Annotated in this window: 13 protein-coding genes; 7 read left to right on the top strand and 6 right to left on the bottom strand. The window is 71.4% G+C overall.

The features are described 5' to 3' along the window. Positions 1-194 precede the first annotated feature (194 nt). A complete protein-coding gene (locus tag ACZ5VD_RS21905) occupies positions 195-362 on the top strand; it encodes a DUF3117 domain-containing protein (protein WP_003966491.1) in 168 nt (55 codons plus the stop codon). Positions 363-441: 79 nt separating this feature from the next. Here the strand turns inward: ACZ5VD_RS21905 and ACZ5VD_RS21900 are convergent, their stop codons facing one another. Continuing rightward, the gene (locus ACZ5VD_RS21900; protein ID WP_468547818.1) at positions 442-1,140 is read right to left on the bottom strand and encodes an O-methyltransferase; all 699 of its coding nucleotides are present in this window, start codon (positions 1,138-1,140) and stop codon (positions 442-444) included. A gap of 163 nt (positions 1,141-1,303) precedes the next feature. Between ACZ5VD_RS21900 and sigE the strand changes: the two genes are divergently transcribed. The 5 genes from sigE (at position 1,304) to ACZ5VD_RS21875 (ending at position 6,635) form a co-directional block, all read left to right on the top strand. Continuing rightward, positions 1,304-2,077 (top strand): RNA polymerase sigma factor SigE, encoded by a 774-nt coding sequence (gene sigE, locus ACZ5VD_RS21895; RefSeq protein WP_468547244.1) that lies wholly within the window; start codon positions 1,304-1,306, stop codon positions 2,075-2,077. Then, entirely contained in the window at positions 2,074-3,060 is a 987-nt protein-coding gene (locus ACZ5VD_RS21890) for an anti-sigma factor family protein (RefSeq protein ID WP_468682977.1), read from the top strand. The genes sigE and ACZ5VD_RS21890 overlap by 4 nt, the downstream gene beginning before the upstream one ends. A 150-nt stretch (positions 3,061-3,210) precedes the next feature. After that, positions 3,211-5,022 (top strand): S1C family serine protease, encoded by a 1,812-nt coding sequence (locus ACZ5VD_RS21885; RefSeq protein WP_468682976.1) that lies wholly within the window; start codon positions 3,211-3,213, stop codon positions 5,020-5,022. A 254-nt stretch (positions 5,023-5,276) separates the two neighbouring features. Beyond that, entirely contained in the window at positions 5,277-5,726 is a 450-nt protein-coding gene (locus ACZ5VD_RS21880; RefSeq protein ID WP_468682975.1) for a sec-independent translocase, read from the top strand. Positions 5,727-5,981: 255 nt separating this feature from the next. After that, on the top strand, positions 5,982-6,635 hold the full coding sequence (locus tag ACZ5VD_RS21875) for a hypothetical protein (RefSeq protein WP_468547240.1): 654 nt from the start codon (positions 5,982-5,984) through the stop codon (positions 6,633-6,635). Between the two features lie 73 nt (positions 6,636-6,708). Here the strand turns inward: ACZ5VD_RS21875 and ACZ5VD_RS21870 are convergent, their stop codons facing one another. From ACZ5VD_RS21870 to ACZ5VD_RS21860, 3 genes are read right to left on the bottom strand one after another with little or no spacing between them, the layout of a single operon-like run. Further along, a complete protein-coding gene (locus tag ACZ5VD_RS21870) occupies positions 6,709-7,842 on the bottom strand; it encodes an Mrp/NBP35 family ATP-binding protein (RefSeq protein ID WP_468547239.1) in 1,134 nt (377 codons plus the stop codon). 42 nt (positions 7,843-7,884) lie between these two features. Beyond that, entirely contained in the window at positions 7,885-8,490 is a 606-nt protein-coding gene (locus ACZ5VD_RS21865; protein ID WP_468547238.1) for a DUF1003 domain-containing protein, read from the bottom strand. Further along, positions 8,480-9,823, bottom strand: a complete 1,344-nt coding sequence (locus ACZ5VD_RS21860; protein WP_468547237.1) for a magnesium transporter MgtE N-terminal domain-containing protein — start codon at positions 9,821-9,823, stop codon at positions 8,480-8,482. The genes ACZ5VD_RS21865 and ACZ5VD_RS21860 overlap by 11 nt, the downstream gene beginning before the upstream one ends. Before the next feature lie 262 nt (positions 9,824-10,085). Between ACZ5VD_RS21860 and ACZ5VD_RS21855 the strand changes: the two genes are divergently transcribed. Further along, positions 10,086-10,841, top strand: a complete 756-nt coding sequence (locus ACZ5VD_RS21855) for a hypothetical protein (protein WP_468547236.1) — start codon at positions 10,086-10,088, stop codon at positions 10,839-10,841. A 4-nt stretch (positions 10,842-10,845) separates the two neighbouring features. Here ACZ5VD_RS21855 and ACZ5VD_RS21850 read toward each other — a convergent pair whose 3' ends face one another. Beyond that, positions 10,846-11,388 (bottom strand): hypothetical protein, encoded by a 543-nt coding sequence (locus tag ACZ5VD_RS21850; protein ID WP_468547817.1) that lies wholly within the window; start codon positions 11,386-11,388, stop codon positions 10,846-10,848. Between the two features lie 38 nt (positions 11,389-11,426). Further along, positions 11,427-12,548, bottom strand: a complete 1,122-nt coding sequence (locus tag ACZ5VD_RS21845; protein ID WP_468547235.1) for a magnesium and cobalt transport protein CorA — start codon at positions 12,546-12,548, stop codon at positions 11,427-11,429. Positions 12,549-12,744 lie beyond the last annotated feature (196 nt).

Genomic DNA, 12,744 nt, shown 5'->3' with positions numbered 1-12,744 from the left:
CGAATTGAGTGGTTTTGCTCGCGCGCGTTGCCCAAGCGATGCCGACTGATGTTGGTCATCGGGTGCTGAGATGCGGGATAATGGCCTGGAAGCAATGTGTTCGACGCCGGTGTCGTGCGTCCCACCCCGGGACGCGCGTGCCCTCCAGGGCCGTCGGCTTTGACTATGAGCTGGTTTCAGGAAGGGGAACGAGCATGGCGGCCATGAAGCCGCGGACGGGCGATGGCCCGCTCGAGGTGACCAAGGAGGGGCGGGGCATTGTCATGCGCGTTCCGCTCGAAGGCGGCGGGCGGCTCGTCGTCGAGCTGACCCCCGATGAGGCCGACGCGCTCGGTGACGCCCTCAAGAAGGTCGTCGGCTGACGCGGGAGCGACCATGCCCTTTCGGAAACCCCGGCACCCCTGAGGTGCCGGGGTTTCCGTTTGCCGTGCGGGCAGGGGGTCAGCGCTTGACCGCGCAGAGCAGCCCGTCACCCACAGGGAGCAGCGACGGCACGAGTTCCTGGCTCTCGCGCACCGCGCGCAGCAGCTCCCGCAGGCGCAGGACCTCCGTGGGCTGCGGACCCGAGTCGACCGTGCGTCCGTTGGCGAAGACGCCCTCGAACACCACCAGGCCACCGGGGCGCAGCAGGCGCAACGATTCAGCGAGGTAGTCCATGACCTCTTGCCGGTCGCCGTCGCAGAAGACGAGGTCGTAGGCGGCGTCCGCGAGCCGGGGGAGGACGTCCAGGGCGCGGCCCGGGATGAAGCGGGCCCGGTTGCTGGCGAAGCCGCAGGCACGGAAGGCCTGGCGGGCGAACTGCTGGTGCTCCGGCTCCGGGTCGACCGTGGTCAGCACGCCGTCCGGACGCATGCCGTACAGCAGATGGATCCCGGACACGCCGGTTCCGGTGCCGATCTCCGCGACCGCCTTGGCCTCCACGGTGGCGGCGAGCAACCCGAGCGCCGCGCCCGTGCCGGGCGACACCGAGCGCAGTCCCGCCTCGCGGGCCCGGTCACGGGCCCAGTGCAGGGCTTCGTCCTCGGCGACGTAGGCGTCGGCGAACGCCCAGCTCGTCTGCCGGTTGCCGGTAATGACCCTCTCCTGTCCCCGTGGTTGCCTGGGCGTGACTGTATCCGTTGGTGCCGGGAACCTGCTGATGGGACCGGGCGTTTAGAGGGGTGTGAGACGGAGCGGCGGGACACAGTTGGATCACGAAGACGAGCAGGCGGTCGAGCAACTGCTGACGCAGCCGTCCGAGCCGTACCAGCACAGATCAATTTCTCGTAAAACCGCTTATCCGGAGCTAACGGGCGAGGTGGCTATGGTAGGGGCTCCACTGGACACCACCAGAGCCGACAGGGGAGGTGCGGCTGTACCTGTGGATCGCGGAGGGGTGCTGAGGCGCTTCCTCGGATCGGCGGGCAGGCCGAAATCCGTGAACGACACCGCTGCTGACCACAGCCACGCCGCTGCATACGCCCAGACCGCGACCTTCTCCACCGAAGCGGACGGGCAGGCGTGGACTCCGCCCACCTGGGAGGAGATCGTCAGCACCCACAGCGGCCGGGTGTACCGGCTCGCCTACCGTCTGACGGGCAACCAGCACGACGCCGAGGACCTCACCCAGGAGGTCTTCGTCCGCGTCTTCCGCTCGTTGTCGACCTACACGCCGGGCACCTTCGAGGGCTGGCTGCACCGCATCACCACCAACCTCTTCCTGGACATGGTCCGCCGCAAGCAGCGCATCCGCTTCGACGCCCTCGGCGAGGACGCGGCCGAGCGACTGCCCAGCCGCGAGCCGTCGCCCCAGCAGGTCTTCAACGACGCGCACTTCGACGCCGACGTCCAGCAGGCCCTCGACACCCTCGCCCCGGAGTTCCGCGCCGCGGTCGTCCTGTGCGACATCGAAGGACTGTCGTACGAGGAGATCGCCGCGACCCTGGGCGTCAAGCTCGGGACGGTCCGGTCCCGTATCCACCGCGGCCGCTCCCAGCTGCGCAAGGCCCTCGCGCATCGCTCGCCGGAGGCCCGGGCCGAGCGTCGCTCCTTCATGGCCCGTGTTCCCGCGCTGGGAGGAGGGGGCGCACCCGCGTGAGTGGATCACGGCCCACCCCGTCCGAACAGCACCTGGGAGACCGACTCGCCGCCCTTGTCGACGGAGAGCTCGGTCATGAGTCGCGCGACCGTGTCCTCGCGCACCTGGCCACCTGTGCCAAGTGCAAGGCCGAGGCCGACGCACAGCGCCGACTGAAGAACGTCTTCGCCGAAGCGGCCCCGCCCGGGCCCTCGGAGAGTTTCCTGGCCCGCCTCCAGGGCCTGCCCGGAGGAGGTGACCCCGACAACGGCGACGATTCGCCGTTCGGGGGATCGGGATTCGCCGCCGGCCTCGCCGGACGAGCCGGGACCACCGGCGTCTTCGGCATGAAACGCGGTGAACGCTTCGCGTTCGACTACGTGCCGGCCCGCTCGCACACCTCCGTGCTCCCGCCCCCACCGGCGAACCGCGGCTTCCGTATCCACGACGTCAGCCGTCACGAGGCCGACCGCTCGTCCTCACGCGGGTTCCGGTTCGCGTTCGTCGCCGCCGGAGCGGTGTCCCTGGCCGCGATCGCGCTGGGCGGGGTCACCACGGTGGCACCGGGCGACACCGCGGCCGACGCGCGCGGCGGAGCGGGCGGCAGCAATGTGACGCCGGCCCGCAGCCAGAACACGGGAGCCACGGCGCCCGAGAGCCAGCGCCGCCGCGGGCTCGCCCCGCTGCTCGCGCAGGGCCAGAGCCAGGGATCGCTCGGTACCACCCCGGTCGCCCCGACCGCGGTCTCGGCACCGCTGCTGCCCGGGGTACCCGCACAGGGCACCGGCCAGATCCAGGCGGCCGTCCACTCCCTGACCGCGCCCGTGATGGCCGGTGCGGCAGCCATGTCCCCTCTGATACGCCCGCTCAGCGAGACCCCGCCGCTCACCCTCACCGACTGGTCCCCGAGCCCGGACCTCCTCACCGGCCCCGGCCTCCTCGCCGCACCCGTCCCCGACGCGACCTCCTCCCCTTCGGCGGCCCCCTTCTCCGCACCCCGCTGAACGCCCTCTGCGCTCCGGCTCGGGAACCTGGTTGAATCCAGGGGAGCCGACGCACCATCGAAACGACACCATGCCTGACAGGGGCGGGTGAGCGCGTGCGTCCGGCGGGTGGGGCGGCTGCAAGCCGGAGCCCGAGCGGTGGGGGAGAGCATGGACGAGGGGAAGCCCGCGAAGGCCAAGTGGTGGAGCCGGCCTCGCCCGCAGGGCCTGGCGGCCCCGGCCGGGGGAATCACACGGACAGAAGACTCCGACGGCGACTTCGCACTGCCGGCGCCGGCCTCCAAGGACGCGCCGGCCGCGGACGGCGACTTCGTGCTGAGGGCTCCCGAGGACAGGCCCGACACGGAGGGCGACGTCGAGCCCGCCCGGCCCGGTGGGGCGGCCTCCACGCCGGAGCGGGAGACCGCGGCGGCCGAGACCGCGGTGGAGCGTCCCCGGCCCGTGCACGAACCGGATCCCTACAGCACCCCGCCCTACGGCGAGCCGGGCCCGTGGGCACCCGCCCCGCCCGTACAGCACCCGACACCGACACCATCGGCGGGCACGCCGGTCGAGACCGCCGTCGCCCCGCGGCCGCAGCCCCCCTCCGTGCCCCTCCAGCCCGGCACGGCCCCTGAGGCGCCACCTCCGGTCCCGGCGCCCGCCGGGCCCGGGCAGGAGCCCACAGAGCCTCCCTCGGCCCTCCCAGCCGCCTCACCCGCCCCTCACGTCCCCGCCCGGGCGCCGTCACCCTCCCCCGCCGAAGTCCCACCGCCCTCCACCCCCTGGCAGAACTACGACCCCTGGGCGCCCCTCCCCGCCGCTCCCCTCCAGCAGAACGGGGCGGCGGTCCCCGGCCCGGAGCAGCGGCGGAAGCGGGCGCGGAAGGCGCTGGTCGGTGGAGCCGTGCTGCTCGCCCTGGTGTCCGGGGGCGTCGGCGGTGTCGTAGGGACCCAGCTGGAGCGCGACGGCGGGGTCGGGGGCGTGGAGTTGCCGCAGGCCGGTGCGGAGTCGGCGGAGCGGGACCCGGACAGTGTGGCCGGGATCGCCGCGCGGGCCCTGCCCAGCGTGGTGACCCTGCATGTGAGCGGGTCCCAGGAGTCGGGTACCGGCACCGGGTTCGTCCTCGACGACCGCGGCCACATCCTCACCAACAACCATGTCGTGGAGCCCGCCGGCTCCGGGGGCGAGATATCGGTGACCTTCCACAGCGGTGACACCGCGAAGGCCACCGTCGTCGGCCGGGACAGCGGCTATGACCTCGCCGTCGTGAAGGTCAGCGGGGTGAGCGGTCTGGAGCCCCTGACGCTCGGCAACTCCGACAACGTGCAGGTGGGCGACCCGGTCGTCGCCATCGGCGCCCCCTTCGACCTGGAGGGCACGGTCACCTCCGGCATCATCAGCGCCAAGGAGCGGCCGATCACGGCGGGCGGCGAGAGCGAGGACGCGAGCGACGTGTCGTACGTCGACGCCCTGCAGACCGACGCGCCCATCAACCCCGGGAACTCCGGCGGACCGCTCCTCGACTCCCGGGCCCGGGTCATCGGCATCAACTCCGCCATCCGGTCCGCCGACGGCGGCTCCGACCCGGACGGCGGCCAGGCCGGTTCGATCGGCCTGGGCTTCGCCATACCGGTCAACCAGGGCAAACGCGTCGCCGAGGAGCTCATCAACACCGGCAGGGCCACCCACCCCGTGATCGGTGTCACCCTCGACATGGACTACGCGGGCGACGGTGCCCGCGTCGGCACGAAGGGCGGCGACGGCGGTCCGGCGGTCACGGTCGGCGGCCCCGGCGACCGGGCCGGCATCGAGGCCGGGGACGTCATCACCGCGGTCGACGGCCGGCGCGTCCACTCCGGCGAGGAACTCATCGTGAAGACCCGCGCCCACCGCCCCGGCGACCGCCTGGAACTCACCGTGGAGCGCGACGGCGGGGAACGGACCGTCTCCCTGGTCCTCGGCTCCTCCGACGGTGACTGACACGAGGGCCCGGCACGGGGGCGGGGCACCGGGCCGGACTCACAGAAACATCACAGTCGAGGGTCCGGCGGCCGCCCCACCAGTGGCCCCATCGGGCAAACATCCCGGAAAACCCTCCACGCACCCGCACTCGGAGGGCTCGGGACAGTACCGGTCGTACGGGATGGCCGGGTACCGTGGACCCGGCCCGGACCACGGAAGACCCACCCAGACCGCCGAGGGCCGAGGACCGAGGACATCGCAAGGAGCTTCAGGTGTTCAATGACATAGGACCGCTCGAGCTGGTCACGCTCGTTGTCCTCGCCGTGCTCGTCTTCGGTCCGGACAAGCTCCCCAAGCTCATCCAGGACGTCACGCGGACCATCCGCAAGATCCGGGAGTTCTCGGAGAGCGCCAAGGAAGACATCCGCAGCGAACTGGGCCCGGAGTTCAAGGACTTCGAGTTCGAGGACCTGAACCCCAAGGCGTTCATCCGCAAGCAGCTGGACAACGACGAGCTGGGGCTCAAGGAGATCCGCAACGGATTCGACCTGAAGAAGGAGATGGCCGAGGTCACGGACGCGGTCCACGGCCGCGACGGCGACTCGTCCTCCTCCTCGTCGGCCTCGGCCGGCTCCTCCGGCTCCTCCGGCGGCACCGTCGACATGACGAAGAAGCCCGAGAAGCCCGAGGAGCGCCCGCCGTACGACGCGGACGCCACCTGAGCCGTCGGCGAGGCTTCCGCGGATCTTCCGGGCGCCCGCCACGCGCCGTCCATGAGCCGTACGTGACGCGTTTCATACTCCGCGGGGCCCCTGTCACGGCCTGAACCGGCCTCCTGGGCGACCCACGCGCCGGGCGCTTTCCCTGCTGCTCGGAGCGGTGTGGCTATGCTGCCGAGTTGTTGTGCGGAGCGGACGAGTACGCCCGAAGGGGGGCGGGCCGTTCGTTCCGACGAGAACGAGGAGGCGTCCGGGCACATGGAGACGACGAGTCGGGCAGTCGCGCAGACGTCCGCGGAGGGTGGACAACAGGTCCCCTCCGCGCGGCGCACGGTCGACGGCTACCTGCTGGCGCCCTTCCCGTGGTACGGCCTCGACGAGGCCTTCACGGGGCCGCGCTGGCTGATGCAGGTCGGTACGTCGGCTGACGGAGCCGTCGAGCACGGTTCGATCGGACACGGCGACGAGCCCTCCGTACGGAACGAGGCGTCGGAGGACAAGGAGAAGTTCGCGGTGGTGGTCACCGTCGCGGCGAATCCGTCCAGGAGGAGCGCGGACGGTACGGGGCTGCTGGAGGCCACCTCGGTCTCCTCGGCGGCCTGGCTCGCCGGGGTGGGGCTGCTGTCCTTCACCTGGCCCGGCCAGATGGACCACAGCCTGCGTGACGACTGGCTGGATCAGCAGACCGAGACGGCGTGGGCCCTCGCGGACGACCTGGACGGTTCCGACTGGTCGTCGCTGTCCCTGCCCGTGGACGGCGTGCCGACGCCCTTCCACTACCGCGAGTCCGAGTTCGGCTGGGTGCTGGCCGGGTCGACGCAGGCCGGGGTGCACGTGGGGGCGTACGGCAGAGGCATGAGCGCGTACGGCCTCGGCTTCGCCATGATCAAGGACATCGGCGACTACGCGTAGCCCGTGGTACGAGGAGGGGGCGCCGTCCGTGAGACGGCGCCCCCTCCTCGTACCCGAGCCAGGCGTACCGGAGCTAGAACTTGTTGCGCGGGGTGATCCCCAGCGACAGGCCCGAAAGACCCCGCTGGCGTCCGCCGAGCTTGCCCGCGATCGCGCGCAGGGCGGAGCCCGCCGGGGACTCCGGGTCGCTCAGGACGACCGGCCTGCCGTCGTCGCCGCCCTCGCGGAGGCGGACGTCGATGGGGATGGAGCCGAGGACCGGGACCGTGGCGCCGGTCGTGCGGGTCAGGCCGTCCGCGACCGACTGGCCGCCGCCGGTGCCGAAGACGTCGATCATCTCGTCGCAGTGCGGGCACGGCAGGCCCGACATGTTCTCGACCACGCCGACGATCTTCTGGTGGGTCTGGACGGCGATGGAACCGGCCCGCTCGGCCACCTCGGCCGCCGCCTGCTGAGGCGTCGTCACGACCAGGATCTCGGCGTTCGGGACCAGCTGGGCCACCGAGATGGCGATGTCGCCGGTGCCGGGCGGCAGGTCGAGCAGGAGGACGTCCAGGTCGCCCCAGTACACGTCCGACAGGAACTGCTGGAGTGCGCGGTGGAGCATCGGGCCGCGCCAGACGACCGGGGCGTTGCCCGGGGTGAACATGCCGATCGAGATGACCTTCACGCCATGCGCCGACGGCGGCATGATCATGTTCTCGACCTGGGTGGGACTGCCGTCGGCGCCCAGCATGCGCGGCACGCTGTGGCCGTAGATGTCGGCGTCGACGACACCGACCTTCAGGCCGTCCGCCGCCATCGCCGCCGCCAGGTTCACCGTGACCGACGACTTGCCGACGCCGCCCTTGCCGGAGGCGACCGCGTACACCCGGGTCAGCGAGCCGGGCTTGGCGAAGGGCACCTCGCGCTCGGTCTGGCCACCGCGCAGCGCGGTCGCCAGTTCCTTGCGCTGCTCGTCGCTCATGACGTCGAGTTCGACGTCGACGCGGGTGACGCCCTCGACCGCCGCGACCGCGTCCGTCACACGCTGGGTGATCGTCTCGCGCATCGGGCAGCCGGAGACCGTCAGGTACACGGCGACCGCGACCGCTCCGTCCGCGCCGATCTGCACCGACTTGACCATCCCCAACTCGGTGATGGGTCGGTTGATCTCGGGGTCGTTCACCGTCGCCAGTGCTTCACGCACCGCGTCTTCCGTAGCCATACGACGATGGTACGGCGCGGTACGGGGCGGCCGGTAAGCCCGTCACCGGTCGTCTACGTCACGCCCCCTCGGCCGTTCCGGCCGTTCTGCCGGGAATGTGACGTGGCCGTCCCGCCGGTGTTCCAGTTCCTTGAGCATGTCCTGCAGCTCGGAGCGGATCCAGTCGCGGGTCGCGACCTCGCCGAGGCCGATCCGCAGCGAGGCGATCTCGCGGGTCAGGTACTCGGTGTCGGCGATGGACCGCTCGTTCGACTTGCGGTCCTGTTCGAGGTTGACCCGGTCGCGGTCGTCCTGCCGGTTCTGCGCGAGCAGGATCAGCGGGGCGGCGTAGGACGCCTGGAGGGACAGCATCAGGGTCAGGAAGATGAACGGGTAGTGGTCGAAGCGCAGGTCGCTCGGCGCGAAGATGTTCCACAGCACCCAGGCGATGATGACGACCGTCATCCAGACGATGAACCGTCCGGTGCCCAGGAAGCGCGCGATGCGCTCCGAGAGCCGTCCGAAGGCCTCCGGGTCCCATTCGGGCAGGAACCGGCGCCGGGGCGCCCGTGGCTGGTCCAGACGGGGGCGGGAGCGGGTGGTGGCGGTCGCGCCCGCCGGGGTGCGCTCCCGGGCCGCCTCGCGGGTGCTCTCACGCTCAGGAGTCATGGGGGGCCACCTCTCCGCGGCCGGCGTCGTCCGCGGCCTCGTCCCCGGCTTCGTTCGCGTCCTCGTCCTCGTCGAGGTGGAACTCCGTCTCCCGCCAGTCCTCCGGCAGCATGTGGTCAAGGACGTCGTCCACGGTCACCGCGCCGAGCAGCGACCCGGCCTCGTCCACGACGGGCGCCGCGACCATGTCGTACGTCGCGAAGAACCCGGCGACCAGCGGCAGTGCCGCGTCCGGATCGAGGGGTTGCAGGCCGTCGTCGATGATCGAGCTGACCAGGGTGTACGGCGGATCGCGCAGCAGGCGCTGGAAGTGGACCGTGCCGAGGTACTTGCCGGTCGGGGTCTCGTCGGGCGGCCGGCAGACGTAGACCTGGGCGGCGAGGGCGGGGGAGAGGTCGGCGTTGCGGACCCGGGCCAGGGCGTCGGCGACGGTCGCGTCGGGACGCAGCACGATCGGCTCGGTCGTCATCAGACCGCCGGCCGTGTGCTCCTCGTAGGCCATCAGGCGCCGCATGTCGGCCGCGTCCGAGGGCTTCATCAGGCTCAGCAGCCGCTCCTGGTCGTCCGTGGGCAGCTCGCCGAGCAGGTCGGCCGCGTCGTCGGGGTCCATGGCCTCCAGGACGTCGGCGGCACGTTCCTCCTTGAGCTTGCCGAGGATCTCGATCTGGTCGTCCTCCGGCAGCTCTTCGAGGACGTCGGCCAGGCGGTCGTCGTCGAGGGCCGCGGCGACCTCGACGCGCCGCTTGGGGGAGAGGTGGTGCAGGACGTTGGCGAGGTCGGCCGGGCGCAGCTGCTCGAAGGTGGCGAGGAGGCTCTCGGCGCCCTGTCCGTGCTCCTCCAGGGCGAAACCGGTGACGGCGGACCACTCGACGGTCAGCGTCTCGCCCTTGCGCCGGAACGCGCCGCCCTTGCCGCCCTTGCGGACGAAGACCCGGTCGATCTCCCAGTCCCGGCGGGCCGGCAGCTGCTGCACCGCCACGTCCAGGACGGTGACCTCCTCACCCGGCTCGCCGTGCTCGACGAGGGTGACCCGCCGGTCGAGGAGTTCACCGAAGACCAGCCGCTCGGTGGGCCGCTGTTCGAAGCGGCGGACGTTGAGCACACCGGTGGTGATGACCTGCCCGGACTCGATGCCGGTGACCCGGGTGATGGGCAGGAAGATACGGCGGCGCGTGGCGAGTTCGACGACCACGCCGAGCAGACGTGGCGGTCGTCGTCCGACGCGCAGCATGACCACCAGGTCGCGCAGACGGCCGACCTGGTCGCCTGTCGGGTCGAAGACGGCGACACCGGCGAGGTGCGAGACGAAGATCCGGGGGGCGCCCGCTGCCATGGCTGTGTTTCCTTTTCGTGCGGGATTCGTGCGGAACCGCATCCCGGGGTGCGTGCACCCGGGATGCGTGGGCCTGCGTCGCGTGGGCCGCTGGGTGGGTCTCTTTTCCGAATTGCCCGCTCGGGTGGGCTTCAGGCTAGCCCGTCCCGATCGGATACGCCCTGGTGAGCGGTCCGGACGGACTGGCTCCGACGGTGGCTCGGGGCCCCGGTACGCTGCCGTACGCCGCTGAAGGACCCTTGTCAGAAAGGCAGCCCCATCTGTGACTGCGATTCCCCGGCGCCGAACCCCCAGGGCCGCACTGCGGGGCGCCGTGTGCGTGCTGCTCGTGACGGGGACGGCCCTGACGGGATGCGGTGAGGACCCGGACGCGGGGACCAACGGCGTCGGCAAGCTGCCGGCCGACCAGATCCAGTCCCGGACCCGTACCGCCGCCGCCTCCGCCCAGGCCCTCCGGCTGTCCGGGAACGTGGCCACCAGCGGGCGTACGTACAAGCTCGACATGCGGCTGAAGGCCGACGGCGGCTCCGGCTCGGTCACCGCGGAGGGGACGACCTTCCAGCTGCTCAGGATCGGCGAGCAGCTCTTCCTCAAGGCGGACGCGACCTTCTGGACCGACGCGGACGGCAAGGGGGACGGCTCCGACGCGGACGCAGCGGCGGCCGACAAGCTCGACGGCAAGTACGTGAAGGTGCCGCAGGGCGATCCCTCGTACAAGAAGTTCAGCGGTTTCACGGACATGGACGTTCTCCTCGACGGGCTGTTGACGCTGCACGGCGCCCTGGGCACGGACGGCCACCACGAACAGGCGGGTGTCCGCACCATCCGCCTCACCGGCGACGAGGGCTCCGGCGGCACGCTGGACGTCTCCCTGGAGGGCAAGCCGTATCCGCTCCTCCTGGTGCGGGCGGGCAGCGCGGGAACCCTCCGCTTCTCCGACTGGGGCAAGGACTTCGCCCTCGACGAGCCGGCGAAGGACGACACCCTGGACTACGGCAGGCAACTGCCCACGTCGTAGGGGGTCAGCGCGGCCCGCGTTTCCTCTTCAGCAGCAGTCGCGGCAGGCCCGCGGGGGCCGGCGCGCGGGTGGTCGCCGACGTCGGCAGCGGCGCCTGGGCGAGGTCCCCCTCGGGCAGCGGCGTGGTCGTGCCGGTCGGCTCCAGGCGCAGGATCCGGCATTCGCGGGCCCAGCGCTCCGTCATGGCCTCGCCGTCCGGGGCGTTCAGCCGCTTGCCCTTGAGCTCGGCGACCGCGGCCTCCCACGCGGGGGACCCGGACGCCAGTTCCACGACCTTCGCCGCCCAGGAGACCAGCCGGCCGCCCTTGTCCTTGCTGCGGACCGTGACCTCGGCCGTCGACCCGTCGGCCAGCCCCGGCAGCGGCTGTTCGCCCGGGCCGTCGCCGACCAGACAGACCGCGCCCTCGTGCCACACGTGCCACAGCGCGCGGGCCGGGGAGCCGTGGCCCGCGCCGTCGGGCGTCGGGGCGTCGCCCTTGACCCAGACGAGGCCGGACTTCTTCGTGGCCTCCTCGACGAGGGCCTGGTCGAGCAGCTCGCGTGTCATGGGCTCGGCGGTCATGGGCCCCAGCCTATCCAGGGCCCTCACAGCCAGCCGTTGCGCTTCAGCGTGCGGTGGATGCCGAGGCAGAGGACCACGGTGACGCCCATGATCGCCGGGTAGCCGTACCGCCAGTGCAGTTCGGGCATGTGGTCGAAGTTCATGCCGTAGACGCCGCACACCATCGTCGGTACGGCGATGATCGCGGCCCAGGAGGTGATCTTCCGCATGTCCTCGTTCTGGGCGACGGACGCCTGCGCGAGGTTGGCCTGGAGGATCGAGTTGAGCAGTTCGTCGAAGCCGAGGACCTGCTCCTGGACGCGGGCGAGGTGGTCGGCGACGTCCCGGAAGTACTTCTGGATGTCCGGGTCGATCAGCCGCATCGGGCGCTCACTGAGCAGCTGCATGGGGCGCAGCAGCGGCGAGACGGCCCGCTTGAACTCCAGGACCTCGCGCTTGAGTTGGTAGATGCCCGCCGAGTCCACACCGCGCGAGACCCCGCCCTTGCGGCCCGGCGAGAAGACCTCGGTCTCCACCTCGTCGATGTCGTCCTGCACCGCGTCGGCGACCGCGATGTAGCCGTCGACGACATGGTCGGCGATCGCGTGCAGCACCGCCGAGGGGCCCTTGGTGAGCAGTTCGGGGTCGTCCTGGAGGCGGTGGCGCAGCGCCCGCAGCGAGCCCTGGCCGCCGTGCCGGACGGTGATGACGAAGTCCCGGCCGGTGAAGCACATGACCTCGCCGGTCTCCACGACCTCGCTGTTGGCGGTGAGCCGGTCGTGCTCGACGTAGTGGATGGTCTTGAACACCGTGAACAGGGAGTCGTCGTAGCGCTCCAGCTTGGGCCGCTGGTGGGCCTGCACCGCGTCCTCGACGGCCAGCGGGTGCAGCCCGAACTCACCGGCGATACCGGAGAATTCGGCCTCGGTCGGCTCGTGCAGACCGATCCACACGAAGCCTCCGTCGCGCCGTACCCGGCGCATGGCCTCGTGCGGGGTGAGCGGCTTCGGGGTCTGGACGCGGGCGCCGTCGCGGTAGATGGCGCAGTCGACGACCGCGGAGGGCGTCGAGGGGTCGCGGGTCGTGTCGTAGACGCTGCCGGTGTCCTTGCGCAGGGAGACGCGGGACGGGCGGACGACGGCGCGCAGGTCGCGGATCATCGACATGGCGGGCTCCTTCGTGACGGGCAACGAAAGGCCTCCGGCGACGGGTGGAACTACCCGGAATGGGGACGTCCTGACTGCGGATGTTTGGCACGTCCACAAAGCGGGGAGCACCGCACCGTCGCGGTGGCGAGCTTCGCTACTGATACAGCTACTGCCTCAGCAGACAGGGCAGTTCGGACAGATCAGGCAAAAAGAA

The sequence above is a fragment of the Streptomyces sp. NPDC032822 genome (genome assembly GCF_055578825.1).
The sequence above is the reverse complement of the archived record's forward strand: the minus strand, read 5'-3'. Positions and strand labels throughout refer to the sequence as shown.